The sequence below is a fragment of the Flavobacterium aureirubrum genome (assembly GCF_038739835.1).
GTDB lineage: Bacteria > Bacteroidota > Bacteroidia > Flavobacteriales > Flavobacteriaceae > Flavobacterium > Flavobacterium aureirubrum.
In genome coordinates this window covers 98,094-113,004 of sequence record NZ_JBCGDO010000001.1, presented here as the reverse complement: position 1 = coordinate 113,004, position 14,911 = coordinate 98,094, and the positions used below count along the sequence as shown (strand labels likewise).

11 protein-coding genes are annotated in these 14,911 nt (G+C 34.8%); 5 read left to right on the top strand and 6 right to left on the bottom strand.

Annotation, left to right across the window (positions count from 1 at the left end):
* The first annotated feature begins 20 nt into the window (after positions 1-20).
* The 3 genes from WFZ85_RS00515 to rfbB all read left to right on the top strand — a co-directional run bounded on the left by WFZ85_RS00515 (position 21) and on the right by rfbB (position 3,963).
* Positions 21-1,412, top strand: a complete 1,392-nt coding sequence (locus tag WFZ85_RS00515; protein WP_342694634.1) for a nucleotide sugar dehydrogenase — start codon at positions 21-23, stop codon at positions 1,410-1,412.
* An 88-nt stretch (positions 1,413-1,500) separates the two neighbouring features.
* On the top strand, positions 1,501-2,778 hold the full coding sequence (locus WFZ85_RS00510) for a nucleotide sugar dehydrogenase (RefSeq protein ID WP_342694329.1): 1,278 nt from the start codon (positions 1,501-1,503) through the stop codon (positions 2,776-2,778).
* Positions 2,779-2,916: 138 nt separating this feature from the next.
* Entirely contained in the window at positions 2,917-3,963 is a 1,047-nt protein-coding gene (gene rfbB, locus WFZ85_RS00505) for a dTDP-glucose 4,6-dehydratase (protein WP_342694328.1), read from the top strand.
* Positions 3,964-4,012: 49 nt separating this feature from the next.
* Here rfbB and WFZ85_RS00500 read toward each other — a convergent pair whose 3' ends face one another.
* Entirely contained in the window at positions 4,013-4,393 is a 381-nt protein-coding gene (locus WFZ85_RS00500) for an RNA-binding S4 domain-containing protein (RefSeq protein WP_342694327.1), read from the bottom strand.
* 78 nt (positions 4,394-4,471) lie between these two features.
* On the opposite strand from WFZ85_RS00500, the gene WFZ85_RS00495 reads away from it, so the two are divergent.
* The gene (locus tag WFZ85_RS00495) at positions 4,472-5,494 is read left to right on the top strand and encodes an FKBP-type peptidylprolyl isomerase (protein WP_342694326.1); all 1,023 of its coding nucleotides are present in this window, start codon (positions 4,472-4,474) and stop codon (positions 5,492-5,494) included.
* A 96-nt stretch (positions 5,495-5,590) separates the two neighbouring features.
* Here the strand turns inward: WFZ85_RS00495 and WFZ85_RS00490 are convergent, their stop codons facing one another.
* The 5 genes from WFZ85_RS00490 to WFZ85_RS00470 all read right to left on the bottom strand — a co-directional run bounded on the left by WFZ85_RS00490 (position 5,591) and on the right by WFZ85_RS00470 (position 13,575).
* The gene (locus WFZ85_RS00490) at positions 5,591-6,544 is read right to left on the bottom strand and encodes a transketolase family protein (RefSeq protein WP_342694325.1); all 954 of its coding nucleotides are present in this window, start codon (positions 6,542-6,544) and stop codon (positions 5,591-5,593) included.
* A gap of 53 nt (positions 6,545-6,597) precedes the next feature.
* Positions 6,598-7,443 carry a transketolase gene (locus WFZ85_RS00485; RefSeq protein ID WP_342694324.1) on the bottom strand — a complete coding sequence of 282 codons (846 nt, stop codon included), beginning with the start codon at positions 7,441-7,443 and terminating at the stop codon, positions 6,598-6,600.
* Between the two features lie 172 nt (positions 7,444-7,615).
* Entirely contained in the window at positions 7,616-8,749 is a 1,134-nt protein-coding gene (locus WFZ85_RS00480; RefSeq protein ID WP_342694323.1) for an efflux RND transporter periplasmic adaptor subunit, read from the bottom strand.
* Between the two features lies 1 nt (position 8,750).
* A complete protein-coding gene (locus WFZ85_RS00475; protein ID WP_342694322.1) occupies positions 8,751-13,106 on the bottom strand; it encodes a CusA/CzcA family heavy metal efflux RND transporter in 4,356 nt (1,451 codons plus the stop codon).
* 79 nt (positions 13,107-13,185) lie between these two features.
* Positions 13,186-13,575 (bottom strand): hypothetical protein, encoded by a 390-nt coding sequence (locus WFZ85_RS00470; RefSeq protein ID WP_342694321.1) that lies wholly within the window; start codon positions 13,573-13,575, stop codon positions 13,186-13,188.
* A 197-nt stretch (positions 13,576-13,772) separates the two neighbouring features.
* On the opposite strand from WFZ85_RS00470, the gene tgt reads away from it, so the two are divergent.
* Positions 13,773-14,903 (top strand): tRNA guanosine(34) transglycosylase Tgt, encoded by a 1,131-nt coding sequence (tgt, locus tag WFZ85_RS00465; protein ID WP_342694320.1) that lies wholly within the window; start codon positions 13,773-13,775, stop codon positions 14,901-14,903.
* Positions 14,904-14,911: the final 8 nt, after the last annotated feature.

Genomic DNA, 14,911 nt, shown 5'->3' with positions numbered 1-14,911 from the left:
TGAAATATAAATTATTAGAAATGGAAGTAAAAAACATTTGTTGTATCGGAGCAGGATATGTTGGAGGTCCAACAATGGCTGTTATAGCTGAAAAATGTACTAATATAAAGATTACTGTAGTCGATTTAAACGAAGCAAGAATTGCTGCATGGAACGATGAAGATGTTAACAATATTCCCATTTACGAACCACGATTAAACGAGATTGTTGGTAATAGAAGAAATAAAAATTTATTTTTTTCCACCAATGTGGATAAAGCTATAGATGAAGCTGATTTAATTTTTATTTCTGTTAATACACCCACCAAAACGTATGGAACAGGTAAAGGAATGGCTGCTGATTTAAAACATATTGAATTGTGCGCTAGACAAATAGCAAAAGTCGCCAAAACTGATAAAATTATTGTTGAAAAATCAACATTGCCAGTAAGAACCGCTGAAGCGCTTAAAAGTATTTTAGATAATACTGGAAACGGTGCAAAGTTTCAGATATTATCTAATCCAGAGTTTTTAGCCGAAGGAACTGCAGTAGAAGATTTATTAAGTCCAGATCGTGTTTTAATTGGAGGTGACTCATCGCAAGAAGGTCAAAAAGCTATCGAAGCTTTAGTAAACGTTTATGCTAATTGGGTTCCAAGAGAACGAATTTTAACAACCAATGTTTGGTCTTCAGAATTGTCAAAATTAGTAGCTAATGCTTTTTTAGCACAACGTGTTTCCTCTATAAATGCTATTTCTGAACTCTGTGAAAAAACAGAAGCAAATGTTAATGAAGTTGCAAAAGCTATCGGAATGGATAGTAGAATTGGCCCAAAATTTCTGAAAGCATCTGTTGGGTTTGGTGGTTCTTGTTTTCAAAAAGACATCTTGAATTTAGTATATATTTCGAAAGCATTTGGATTAAATGAAGTGGCTGATTATTGGGAGCAAGTCATTATTATGAACGATCATCAAAAAAGACGTTTTTCAAAAAATATTGTACAAACTTTATACAACACTGTTTCAGGAAAAAAAATTACTTTCTTAGGTTGGGCATTTAAAAAAGATACAAATGATACCAGAGAGTCCGCTGCAATTTATGTTGCAGACGATTTGATAAACGAGCAAGCATATATCGCATTATATGATCCAAAAGTATCTCAAAAACAAGTTTTGACTGACTTAGATTATCTTGACACAAGAAAATCAGATGAAAATGAAAAACATATTACTTCATACAATAATCCCTATGAAGCTTGTAAAAATGCCCATGCGATTGCAATATTGACTGAATGGGATGAATTTAAGGAATACGATTGGGAAAAAATATATGACAGTATGCTTAAGCCTGCCTTTGTTTTTGATGGAAGAAATATATTGAATGGAGAAGTACTGAAAAATATTGGATTTGTTTATCAATCTATAGGAAGTTAAAACACAATCTTGAAAGTACTCTATAAATCTAAATTTTGAGTGATAATCATAATCGTTTATTTTATTTAATTTATACAATTACAACACAATGAAAATAAAAATTGCAGTTATTGGATTAGGATATGTTGGTTTACCGCTGGCGAGACTTTTTGCTACTAAGTATCCTGTTGTTGGTTTTGATATCAATCAACGAAGAATTCAAGAACTAAATTCAGGTGTAGACTCAACATTAGAAATTGATGAGAATACGTTAAATTCTGTTTTAGTATCCTCTATGTCAGAAACAAATGGTTTGCTGTGTACAAGTAATTTGGATGATATTTCGACTTGTAATTATTATATTGTTACCGTTCCAACACCTGTTGATAAAAATAATCGCCCCGATTTAACTCCTCTTTATAAATCTAGTGAAACTGTGGGTAAAGTCTTGAAAAAGGGAGATATTGTTATTTATGAATCAACGGTTTATCCTGGTGTGACTGAGGAAGAATGTATACCGGTTTTAGAAAAAATAAGTGGACTTAAATTCAATGTTGATTTTTTTGCAGGTTATTCACCAGAGCGCATCAATCCTGGAGATAAAGAGCACACAGTTGAAAAAATATTGAAAGTTACATCAGGTTCAACGCCTGAAATAGGCCAAAAAGTGAACGATTTATATAAATCGGTTATAACTGCCGGAACACATTTGGCACCATCAATTAAAGTTGCCGAAGCTGCCAAAGTAATTGAAAATTCGCAACGGGATATCAATATTGCGTTTGTAAATGAGTTAGCTAAAATCTTTAATTTATTAGAAATCGATACACATGCCGTTCTTGAAGCAGCTGGAACAAAATGGAATTTTCTCCCCTTCAAACCAGGATTAGTTGGTGGACATTGCATTGGGGTTGATCCTTATTATTTAGCGCAAAAAGCACAAGAAAAAGGATATCATCCAGAGATTATTTTAGCAGGAAGAAGATTAAACGACAGTATGGGTGAATATGTAGCTTCGCAAGTTGTGAAGCTCATGATAAAAAAGGGAGTTACTATAAATGGAGCATCTTTATTAATGCTTGGAATTACATTTAAAGAAAATTGTCCAGATGTTCGCAACACAAAAATAGTAGATGTAGTTCGTGCTTTAGAAGATTATGGGATTAAAGTTACCATATTTGATCCGTGGGCAAAACCTGCCGAAGTTAATCACGAATATCAATTGACGACTATAAATATGCTACCTAGCGATACTTTTGATGCTGTTGTTTTAGGCGTTGCTCATGCGGCTTTTTCCGAAATTGATATTGCAAAGCTAACTAAAAATAATGGAGTTGTATTTGACGTTAAAGGAGTTTTGAAAGAAAAAGCAGATGGACGATTATAGACAAGTTTTTGTTTAAATTCTACAATTTATTTTTCAATTTTTACGACTTAATTTATTTCGACCTAAAAAATATATAAAGCGAAAGAAACAGTATTCTAACGATAATAATTATCTCTAAAAAGATAACATTTTATAAAAATGAAAAAAATATTAATTACTGGTGGTGCAGGATTTATCGGCTCGCATGTTGTGAGACGGTTTGTAAAGAATTATGCTAATTATCATATTTTCAATTTGGATGCCTTGACTTATGCAGGAAATCTAGAAAATATAGCTGATATAGAAAAATCATCAAACTATACTTTTATAAAAGGTGATATTGTTAATGCTGATTTTATCAATCAACTCTTTGAAAAGCATCAATTTGACGGTGTCATTCATTTAGCTGCCGAGTCACATGTAGATCGCTCAATAACTGATCCTTTGGCTTTTGTGAAAACCAATGTCATTGGAACAATGAATTTATTGAATGCAGCTAAAACTATTTGGACAAATGATGCTAATGACAAAAGATTTTATCATGTTTCGACAGATGAGGTTTATGGTAGTCTTGGCGCTACAGGTCTTTTTACTGAAACAACGCCATACGATCCAAATTCTCCCTATTCAGCGTCAAAAGCAAGTTCTGACCATTTTGTAAGAGCTTATGGAGAAACATACGGACTGCCTTATGTTATTACAAATTGTTCCAATAATTATGGACCAAACCATTTCCCCGAAAAATTAATTCCGCTCTTTATAAATAATATCATTAATAATAAAGCCTTGCCAGTTTATGGTGACGGAAAATACACCCGTGATTGGTTGTATGTAATTGACCATGCAATCGCTATAGATTTAGTATTTCACAACGGAAAAAATCATGAAACATACAATATTGGTGGATTTAATGAGTGGCAAAATATTGACTTAGTGCGTTTGCTATGTCGTCAAATGGATGGTAAATTGGGACGAGAAGCAGGTGAGTCGGAAAAGTTGATTACCCACGTAAAAGACAGACCTGGTCATGATTTGCGTTATGCAATTGATGCCTCTAAAATTAATAAAGAACTAGGTTGGAAACCATCGGTTACGTTTGAAGAAGGATTAAATCAAACGATTGATTGGTTTTTGGCTAATGAAGAATGGTTAAAAAATGTTACCTCTGGCGAATATTCAAAATATTACGAAAAGCAGTATTCGTAGAAATATTGCTTAACATTTTGGGATTACAATTTTTTCATTTTTAATTGGCTCATTCGACATCGTTAACATCAAACTCAAAATCGTCTAAATCTCGTCGGTCTTTTTTTGTTGGTCTTCCTGTGCCTGTTTTTCTGTAATGCTCTTTTGAAAGTTTTAGCATTTCAAAGTGAGCGAATGTTTCTGGCGGTGTGTTATCTTTTCTGTAAATATCAACCAACTTTGCGCCCACACGATTGTCTGGAATGTCTAAAACAGTAATTTCATAGGTAATTTGGTCTTTTCGGAAAGTAATTTTGTCAGTTGGAAAAACTTCGCGCGATGCTTTAGCAACTTGACCATTTACAGTTATGTGATTTTTTCTGCAAGCTTCGGTAACCATGTTTCTGGTTTTATAATAACGAACACACCATAAATATTTATCCACTCTCATTTTTTTCCAAAATCAACGTTAAATTGTTTACAAAAATAAATCAATATTGTATCTTGCGAGCTCAAAATTCTAACAAAAATGAATATCTTTAATAAAATTGTTGTACTTTTCATTTCATGTATGGTCTTAGTTTCCTGTACACCTGAAGAATCAAATATACCACCATTAAGAGATTATGCAGAGCAGTATGCCAAAGATATAGCAGTAATCGAGGAATATCTTCAGACACACTATATGGAAGTTATCAATAATCCTGGTGCTACCAATGATCAAAGTGTTACCTATACCTTAATTCCGGAAGGAGGAACTCAAACTTCTATTTGGAATCAAACCCAATATCCGTTACAAACCCGTTTGGTGCTTCAAAATAATATTGTCTATAAAATATATTACTTGAAATTAAGACAAGGTTCTGGCCCCAATAGTAAGTCACCTTGTAATGTTGACCAAGTGTTGACCTCTTATCGTGGTGAGTATATTTTTACAAGTACTGAAACAATAAACGAAGAAGAAGTTAAAACCATAAAATCCAAACAATTTGAAGAGTCAATAGATGCTCAAACTTATTTTAATTTAAGCTCATTAGTTGCTCGTTGGAGCGAAATTTTCCCTCTTTTTAAAACAGGATCCTATGCAGCAAACCCAGATGGTACGCTTTCTTATTTTGACTTTGGAGCTGGTGTGATGTTTTTACCATCAGCGTTGGCATATTATTCGGGATCTCCTTCATCAATTCCTTCTTATTCTCCACTAATTTTTTCTTTCAAATTATATGAAATACAAAGAACCGATCAAGATGGTGATGGAGTGTATTCCTATCAAGAAGACATTTCAACTTCAGTGGTAAATAGCGATGGAACTGTTACTGTTACCAATGGCATTCCAGATGGTTATGTTCGAGTTTTAGCTAATGGTGAGACGAATCCTGATGATACTGACGGAGATGGAACTCCCGACTTTTTAGATATTGATGATGATGGTGATTTTTTTACTACTAGAATTGAAATTAGAAATCCGTTAACTAACAATCCATTTGCATTTGATTTGATACCCACTTGTAGCGATGGAAAGAAAAAACATCTCTCCACGCTTTGTAATTAATCAAAATACGGAAAATCATAAACTTAAAAAATGCCCTAAGTATTGAGAACTTTTTAGGGCATTTTTAATTTTTCAGTTTTTTATTTGGCTGTAATATTATTTTCTGTGCATCACTTTTTCAACAGCTTCCACTATGGCTTGATAGTTTAACTTGTATTTTTCCATCAATTGTTCTGGAGTTCCGCTTTCGCCAAAGCTATCGTTGACTGCAACAAACTCTTGTGGTTTTGGATTATTCAATGCCAATACTCTCGCTACACTTTCGCCCAAACCACCTAAAATATTATGTTCTTCGGCAGTAACTATGCAACCTGTTTTTGCCACCGATTTTAAAATAGCTTCATCATCTAACGGTTTAATTGTATGAATATTGATTACTTCGGCGGAAATTCCTTTCGCTTCCAAAGCTTCTGCAGCTACTAATGCTTCCCACACCAAGTGACCAGTCGCAACTATAGTTACATCAGTTCCTTCATTTAAAAGTATCGCTTTTCCTATCAAAAAAGGTTCATCGGCAGGAGTAAAATTAGGCACTACAGGTCGACCAAAACGCAAATAAGCCGGACCATGATGATCGGCTAAAGCAATCGTGGCAGCTTTGGTTTGATTGTAATCGCAAGTATTAATCACTGTCATTCCAGGTAGCATTTTCATCAAACCGATGTCTTCTAATATTTGGTGTGTTGCACCATCTTCACCCAACGTTAGTCCAGCATGCGACGCACAAATCTTGACATTTTTATCCGAATAAGCTACTGATTGGCGTATCTGGTCGTAAACTCTTCCAGTAGAGAAGTTTGCAAAAGTTCCCGTAAACGGAATTTTTCCACCAATAGTTAAACCTGCTGCAATCCCAATCATATTGGCTTCTGCAATCCCAATTTGGAAAAAGCGCTCGGGATGGTTTTTCTTAAAATCATCAAATTTTAATGAACCAATTAAGTCGGCACAAAGTGCGACTACATTTTCATTTTTTTGTCCTAGTTCGGTCATTCCTGCACCAAATCCTGAACGGGTATCTTTACTGCCTGTGTTGTTGTATTTTTTCATTTATGCTGAATTTATTTCAGAATCTCGCGATGCTGTTTCATTAATTTTACAATTTAATAATCCCCTAAAGTTTCAGCATTTTGTGCCAAACCAATAGCCAGTTGTTCATCATTGGGCGCTTTTCCGTGCCAAGCGTGGGTATGCATCATAAAATCTACACCATTGCCCATCACAGTATGCAATAGTATACAAACTGGTTTTCCTTTTCCAGTGCGGCTTTTTGCTTCATTTAATCCTGCAATAATGGCTTCGATATTGTTGCCTTCAGTTACTTCCAAAACATCCCAATCAAAGGCTTCAAACTTGGCTTTCAGGTTACCCATATTCAAAACATCATTGGTAGCACCATCAATTTGTTGTCCGTTGAAATCAACTGTAGCAATAAGATTATCTACTTTTTTAGCCGAAGCATACATAATTGCTTCCCAGTTTTGACCTTCTTGTAATTCGCCATCACCCGTTAAGGCATAAACCAAATGGTTATCCTTATTTAATTTTTTGGCTTGTGCTGCACCAATTGCCACTGATAATCCTTGGCCTAGTGAACCTGCAGCCATTCGTACTCCTGGTAAGCCGTCATGTGTGGTTGGATGACCTTGCAAACGAGAGTTTAACTTTCTAAAAGTTGCTAATTCTGAAACTGGGAAATACCCGCTTCGAGCTAAAACGCTATAGAAAACAGGGGAAATGTGACCGTTTGAAAGAAAAAACAAATCCTCTCCTTTTCCATCCATCTTAAAAGTGGGATTTCTTTTTAAAACGTGCTGATAAAGCACTGTAAAAAATTCAGCACAGCCCAAAGAACCTCCAGGATGTCCTGAATTTACAGCGTGTACCATGCGAAGAATGTCTCTTCGAACTTGGGTTGTGAAATCGTGTAAATGTTGTGTGTTAGACATTATAAATAGTTAAATAATTAATCGAAGTCAAAAGTAATCCTAATTTCAAAGTAGGACAAAATATTTTATTACAAGTTATTAATACTAGTCCTTGTTTTAGAATAATTTTTGATTGCACCCGAATTATAAATTAGAAAATAGTCCTATTTTTAAATTACAGTTTTCATCAATTTCATTCTTCAGCTTTGTTTTTTAACGTCATTAAAAGTGTGTATGCTCCTTTTATTGCAATAGATTTAGAGGTCAACTTTTCGCTTTCTAAAATTTCTACAAAACCATTCTCACTGTTGCCTGTTTGCACCGCAGTCATTAGAAATTGATTTTTGTTGTTAACAACAAAGAGATATTCTTTGCCTTCATAAGTTACAATAGCTTCACTGGGAACGGTTGAAACAGCACTGCTTTTCAATTCAATTTCGGCATTCATATACATTCCTGGCAACAATGTTTTGTCGTAATTATCAAAATGGCAGTGCACTTCTGCTGAGTGTTCTTCTGAGGCAATGTCTTTACTAATCAAGAGTATTTCGCATGCGTGTTTCTTTTCGGGTTGGCTATTGGTATACGCCACGAGTTTTTGCCCAATGGATAATTTGGTAATGTCTTTTTCAAAAATTTTTAAATTTAAATGTATGTCGGACGGATTGATTAATTCAAAAAGGACGTCCGAAGGATTTACATATTTGCCAATATTCACGTTTACTTTAGAAACATAGCCGTTTATGGGTGCATAAATTGGTACACTTTTCGAAATATTTTTTTCGGAAAGCGTATTTGGATTAATATTTATTAAACGTAATTTTTCGGCCAAAGCACTTGCGGTAATTCTCAAGGTTTTATAATCAGCCTCGGCCATTTGATACACTTTATCACTGCTGGCCTGACTTTGGTTTAACTCTTTTTGGCGTTCGTATTCTTTTTCAGCAAAATGCAAACGCGATTTGGTTGTTAAATATTCTTGTTGCAGTTGCACATATTGCTGGTCTTCCATGGTAGCAATGATTTCTCCTTTTATAAAATGTAAACCAGGTAAAAGTTTGGTGGATTTTAAATAGCCACCCAACGGCATACTCACTGAAACTAAGTTTTGTGGCGGAACGTCTATTATTCCGGTTACTTTTAAGGTCGATGAGATACTTCTTTTTTCAAGTTTCCCAGTTTTGATAGCAGCATTTTTTAACTGTGCGTCAGAAAGGATTACTAGGTTGGAATTCACTTTTTGATCTTCTGAATTTTGATTTTCTTTTTTGGAATTGCATCCTAATACGATAAAGAATAGAAACGCTATGGTATGAATGTGTCGCATTTTATTGTTGTTTAGATGTGAGGTAATTGAGTTGTATAATCGACTCGCTGTGACTGATTAATGCATTGATATAATCGTTCTGAATGGCAATACTTTGGTTAGTGAGTAGAACCCAATCGAGATAGTTAATATCACCGTTATAAAATTGTTTGTTGGCAGTTTCAATAATTAGTTTAGCATTTGGAAGTCCAGTTTTTTCAAAATAATCGAGCTTTTCTTGATTTAAAGTCAATTGGAAAACGGCATTTTTATATTGTTTTTCTAGGTTTACTTTTTCTTTTTGATACTCATTTTCGGCGATATCTTCGGCTATTTTAGCAGCTGCTATTTTTGCTTTTTGTGAACCACCAAAGAGCGGAATTCCCAAACCCAATTGGGCCGATTGAAATCTTTCGGATGAATTATAAAAGATATTATCAGCACCCGTTCCAGTGATGGATCCATTGTTGTAACCGAGAATAATACTGGGCAATAGTTTTGACTTTTCTAATTTTGAGGTAACCAAACTTACTTTTTTTTGTTGCTCTAAAACTTTCAGATTTGGATGTTGATTTACCAAAGTACTATCGATGGTTTTGTCTACTGTCAAAATTAAATCTTTCGTTTTTGGTTCATACTCTGTTTCTGAATTTAAAAGCAATTGAAATTGACTTTTTATGACCTCTTTTTCTTGCTGTAACTGAATTAATTGTAATTTTATGTTACCGCGTTGGGTTTCCGCAGTGGTTTTTTCAAGAATATTGCTTTCTCCTTTATTAAATCGGAGTAACGCCTTTTTTAAAAATATTGCCAATAGCGTGTCACTTTTTTGAAGTAGTTTTTCTTTTTCATTTAAATACACAATAGCATAAAAAGTTTGTGAAACTGCTTTTTTTAATTCGAGCTCTTTCAAAGTTACGCTTAGTGCGGCTGTTTTCCATTCTTCGGTTAATAAACGCTTTTGTCTGTTGTAAACCGTCGGAAAATTAAATGTTTGCGAAATCCCAATACGGTTATCGTTGTAAATACTATTTATTTGACCATAATCAGCCAATATGTTTGTCGAAGGCAAATTGGTTGCTGACTTAATTAGCTTTTCATGGTAATTGGCTTTCAGTTTTTCACTTTTGATAGTAGCATTATTCTTCAATGCAATTTCATAGGAGGTTTGTAAGTTAATTGGTGTTTGCGCTGTGGAATTTACCACTGAAAACACCAAGACTAACAAGGTAATAATTGTATTTTTTTTGAACGGATTGAAGTTGATACTTTTTTCAAAAGTAACATATAAAATGGGTAGCACAAACAAGGTTAGGAATGTAGCTATCAATAATCCGCCAATAACTACCGTGGCAAGTGGACGTTGCACTTCGGCACCAGCACCATTACTGAGTGCCATGGGTAAAAATCCTAATGATGCTACAAAAGCAGTCATCAACACGGGACGCAAACGCACCTTTGTTCCCATGAGAACAATTCTATGTAAATCGGTCATTCCTTCAGATTTTAATTGGTTAAATTCAGTTATCAAAACAATTCCGTTTAAAACAGCAACGCCAAACAATGCTATAAATCCAACACCCGCACTAATGCTAAAAGGCATTCCTCTCAACGCTAAAAAGAAAATTCCTCCAATTGCCGATAGTGGAATAGCAGAGTAAATTAGCAAACCTTTTTTTGCCGAATTGAAAGCAAAGAATAGCAGCAAAAATATAAGCAATAGCGAAACGGGTACGGCAATCATCAATCGGTCTTTGGCTTTGTTTAAGTTTTCAAAAGCACCGCCATATGTGGTGTAATAACCCGTAGGATATTGTATTGATGCATCTGCTTTTTGTTGTAATTCGGTTACAATGCTTTGTACATCTCTTCCTCTCACATTAAACCCTACAACAATTCTGCGTTTGGCATCCTCTCTTTGAATTTGATTGGGTCCATTTTTTATGGCAACAGTTGCTAGTTGCGATAGAGGAATTTGTGTTCCGTGCGGTGTTGGAATTAGAAGATTTTTTACGTCTTCAATATCTTTGCGTTGATCGGTATTTAATCGCACAACCAAATCAAAACGTTTTTCACCTTCAAAAACCAATCCTGTACTTTGTCCGGCAAAGGCGGTATTGATCACTTTATTTATTTCATCAATATTCAAATGGTATTGTGCAATGATGGGTCGATTATACTCGATAACTATTTGAGGCATTCCTGTAATTGGTTCCACAAAAAGATTTTGTGTTCCTTCAATCGTTGTAACAATTTCCCCTAATTTTTGAGCGTAAACAGCTAATGTATCTAGGTTTTCTCCAAATATTTTACACACAACATCTTGCCGCGCACCCGTCATCAGTTCGTTAAAACGCATCTGAACTGGATATTGAAAACCTGCCGTTATACCAGGAACATCTTCGAGTGCTTTCCCCATTTTTTCAGCCATCTCATCAAAGGTTTCTGCTGAAGTCCATTCGCTTTTATCTTTCATAATTACCATCATGTCACTTGCTTCCATCGGCATAGGATCGGTGGGAACTTCGCCACTTCCAATTTTGGTAACTACTTTTTCGACCTCGGGAAATTGCGTTTTTAGGATGTGCGCTGCTTTTTGTGTGCTTTCAATAGTAGTTGTTAAATTACTGCCAGTTAAAACACGTGTATCTACTGCAAAGTCACCTTCTTCCAACGCAGGAATAAATTCGCCACCGAGGAAACCAAGCGTTATTACTGCCAATACAAATAAAGTGACTACAGAAGCAATAATCGTTCGTGGAAAGTTCAGTACTTTTTGAAGTAAGTGCTGGTATTGCATTTCAATTTTAATCATTATTCTGTCAGAAAGATTGGCTTCGTGTTTTATTTTTTTACTTAAGAACAAAGCGCTCATCATCGGAATATAGGTTAGGGACAAAAGGAAAGCGCCAAGTAAAGCAAAGGCAACCGTTTGTGCCATAGGTTTAAACATTTTACCTTCAATACCTTCTAAAGTAAAAATAGGAAGGTAAACTATTAAGATAATGATTTGTCCAAAAACAGCACTATTCATCATTTTACTTGCTGAACTTTCTACTTCTTTATCCATTTTCTTTTGCGATAAAAATTCAGTCGTTTTGAATTTCTTACTATGCGTTAATTGATGCATGACCGCTTCTACAATAATAACAGCACCATCAACAATTAATCCAAAATCCAACGCACCTAAACTCATCAAATTTCCACTTACGCCAAAAGTATTCATCAGAATTATTGCAAATAGCATGGATAACGGGATTACGGAAGCAACAATTAATCCGGCTCTTAAATTCCCAAGAAAAAGCACTAATACAAAAATTACAATTAACGCGCCTTCTAATAAGTTTTTTTCAACCGTTCCAATAGCATTATTCACCATTTTCGTTCGGTCTAAAAAGGGTTCAATAACTACGCCGTCGGGTAATGTTTTTTGAATTTGAGCAATACGTTCTTTCACATTTTTTATCACATCGCTACTGTTGGCACCTTTCAGCATCATAACCACAGCGCCAGCAACTTCACCTTCATCATTATAAGTCATCGCACCATATCTGGTGGCAAATCCTAATTTTACTTCGGCTACATCTCTTATAAATAATGGTGTTCCCGATGGTGTAGATTTTATAGCAATGTTTTCAATATCGTCTACCGTACCAATTAGACCTTCACTTCTTATAAATAATGAAGTTGCCCCTTTTTCGATATAAGAACCGCCTGTATTTTGGTTGTTTTTTTCAACGGAAGTAAATACATCACTAATCGTTAATCCATAGGATTGTAATTTATTGGGATTTACAGCAATTTCATATTGTTTTAATTTACCACCAAAACTACTTACCTCTGCAACACCTTTTACACCAAGTAATTGCCTTCTTACAATCCAGTCTTGAATGGTTCTTAGTTCGGTTTCGTCATATTTTTTTTCATAGCCTTTTTTGGGACGTACTACATATTGGTAAATTTCTCCCAATCCAGTAGAAACAGGTCCAAGTTCAGGAACACCAATACCTTGTGGAATTTCAGTCTGTACTTTTTGCAAACGTTCAGCAACTTGTTGTCTTGCCCAATAAATATCTGTTTCATCGTCAAAAACAATAGTAACTAGCGATAATCCAAATCGGGAAAAACTTCTAATTTCTTTTAATCCCGAGATATTGTTATTGGCTTGTTCTATAGGGAAAGTGACCAATCTTTCAATGTCGGTCGCACCAAATGAAGGCGCAATTGTAATGACTTGTACTTGATTATCAGTGATATCGGGCACAGCGTCTATGGGTAATTTAGTGGTTTGATAGATGCCATAACCCACCAAGGCAACTACCATAAGTCCTACAATCAGTTTATTATTGATTGAGAACGCTATAATTTTATTAAGCATAAATATAGATGTTAATTATTTTTACTAGAAAACTTAAAATCCTTATCTCAAGTAAAGTTTCGGATTTTTCATAAAAAAACTAACAAGATTTTGGCGGTTGCCAAATAGAGTTCGTGAAGCAGTTGGTAATAAAAACAACACGAAATTTTGAGGTATTTTTTTTAATTGTACTCGGGATGATTTTTACGATGGTATTTTTTTGATCGGGTAGTATTGAAATAAAATTATTGCTGCATGAACTATCGTGTGACTTATATGGCAGTTGCATGTCTTTATCATGATCATCGTCTTGCACTTGACCGTGGGCATAATGAATGCACAAAAACTCCCAAAAAGAAATGGTTGGCGTTTCTTTTTTGTGGCTTTCGAAATGTTCAAACAAAATGGGAAGTTTCAACAACTCATGAAATTCAGTTGTGGAAAACAAATAGAGAGATAAAAAAACAACTGCTAGACTTCGTTTTACCATTTTTGTGTAAAAAATCTGTTATCAAAGTTAACATATTTTTTGTTTAATTTTTAATATTGGTTTTATTTTTTGCTCTTAATGTGCTACTTTTTATTGACTATAAATAGTAGCAGAAAGCACAACTTGTTAAATAAAATCCTAAATGCTAATTCTCAAATCCTAAATCTTTTATCTTTGCTGACCATTAAAAATAAAGAATGAAATTTGACTTATTAGCCAAAGACCCCAATTCAAGTGCCCGTGCTGGAAGCATTACAACCGATCATGGTGTGATTGAAACTCCAATATTTATGCCTGTGGGAACAGTTGCTTCTGTAAAAGGTGTGCATCAACGCGAATTGAGAGATGAAATTAACCCTGACATTATTCTAGGAAACACCTATCATTTATACCTTCGTCCACAGACTGAAATTCTCGAAAAAGCGGGTGGATTGCATAAGTTTATGAACTGGGATAGAAATATTTTGACGGATAGTGGTGGTTATCAGGTATATTCGCTTTCTGCAAATAGGAAAATTAAAGAAGAAGGCGTAAAATTTAAATCGCATATTGATGGTTCGTACCATTTTTTTACTCCTGAAAATGTCATGGAAATTCAACGAACAATTGGTGCTGATGTTATCATGGCGTTTGATGAATGCACACCTTATCCTTGTGATTACCGCTATGCTCAACGTTCAATGCACATGACACATCGATGGTTAGACCGTTGTATTAATCATTTGGAAAAGTTGCCTTTTAAATATGGTTATTCACAAGCCTTTTTTCCAATAGTTCAAGGAAGTACTTATAAAGATTTACGACGGCAATCTGCTGAATATATTGCCAATTCTAATCAAGTAGGTAATGCCATTGGTGGTTTGTCAGTTGGTGAACCAGCTGAAGAAATGTATGCCATGACCGAAGTCGTTACGGCTATTTTGCCCGAAGATAAACCACGATACTTGATGGGAGTTGGAACACCTATTAACATTTTGGAAAATATAGCCTTAGGAATAGACATGTTTGACTGTGTGATGCCAACCAGAAATGCGCGTAATGGCATGTTGTTTACCGCCAATGGTACTATAAATATCAAAAATAAAAAGTGGGAAGATGATTTTTCGCCAATTGATGAAATGGGACACACTTTTGTAGATACAGAATATACTAAAGCCTACCTTCGTCATTTATTTGCAGCCAATGAGTTTCTTGGAAAGCAAATTGCTACGATACATAATTTGGGTTTCTACATGTGGTTAGTTCGTGAGGCAAGAAAACATATCTTAGCGGGAGATTTCAGAGTTTGGAAGGACATGATGGTAAAAAATATGAGCCAACGATTGTAAAAGGGTTT

Bases quoted from the DNA above. Each gene is read 5' to 3' on its own strand.
- WFZ85_RS00515 (WP_342694634.1), top strand. From the start codon at position 21: ATGGAAGTAAAAAACATTTGTTGTATCGGAGCAGGATATGTTGGAGGT.
- WFZ85_RS00510 (WP_342694329.1), top strand. From the start codon at position 1,501: ATGAAAATAAAAATTGCAGTTATTGGATTAGGATATGTTGGTTTACCG.
- rfbB (WP_342694328.1), top strand. From the start codon at position 2,917: ATGAAAAAAATATTAATTACTGGTGGTGCAGGATTTATCGGCTCGCAT.
- WFZ85_RS00500 (WP_342694327.1), bottom strand. From the start codon at position 4,393: ATGAGAGTGGATAAATATTTATGGTGTGTTCGTTATTATAAAACCAGA.
- WFZ85_RS00495 (WP_342694326.1), top strand. From the start codon at position 4,472: ATGAATATCTTTAATAAAATTGTTGTACTTTTCATTTCATGTATGGTC.
- WFZ85_RS00490 (WP_342694325.1), bottom strand. From the start codon at position 6,544: ATGAAAAAATACAACAACACAGGCAGTAAAGATACCCGTTCAGGATTT.
- WFZ85_RS00485 (WP_342694324.1), bottom strand. From the start codon at position 7,443: ATGTCTAACACACAACATTTACACGATTTCACAACCCAAGTTCGAAGA.
- WFZ85_RS00480 (WP_342694323.1), bottom strand. From the start codon at position 8,749: ATGCGACACATTCATACCATAGCGTTTCTATTCTTTATCGTATTAGGA.
- WFZ85_RS00475 (WP_342694322.1), bottom strand. From the start codon at position 13,106: ATGCTTAATAAAATTATAGCGTTCTCAATCAATAATAAACTGATTGTA.
- WFZ85_RS00470 (WP_342694321.1), bottom strand. From the start codon at position 13,575: ATGGTAAAACGAAGTCTAGCAGTTGTTTTTTTATCTCTCTATTTGTTT.
- tgt (WP_342694320.1), top strand. From the start codon at position 13,773: ATGAAATTTGACTTATTAGCCAAAGACCCCAATTCAAGTGCCCGTGCT.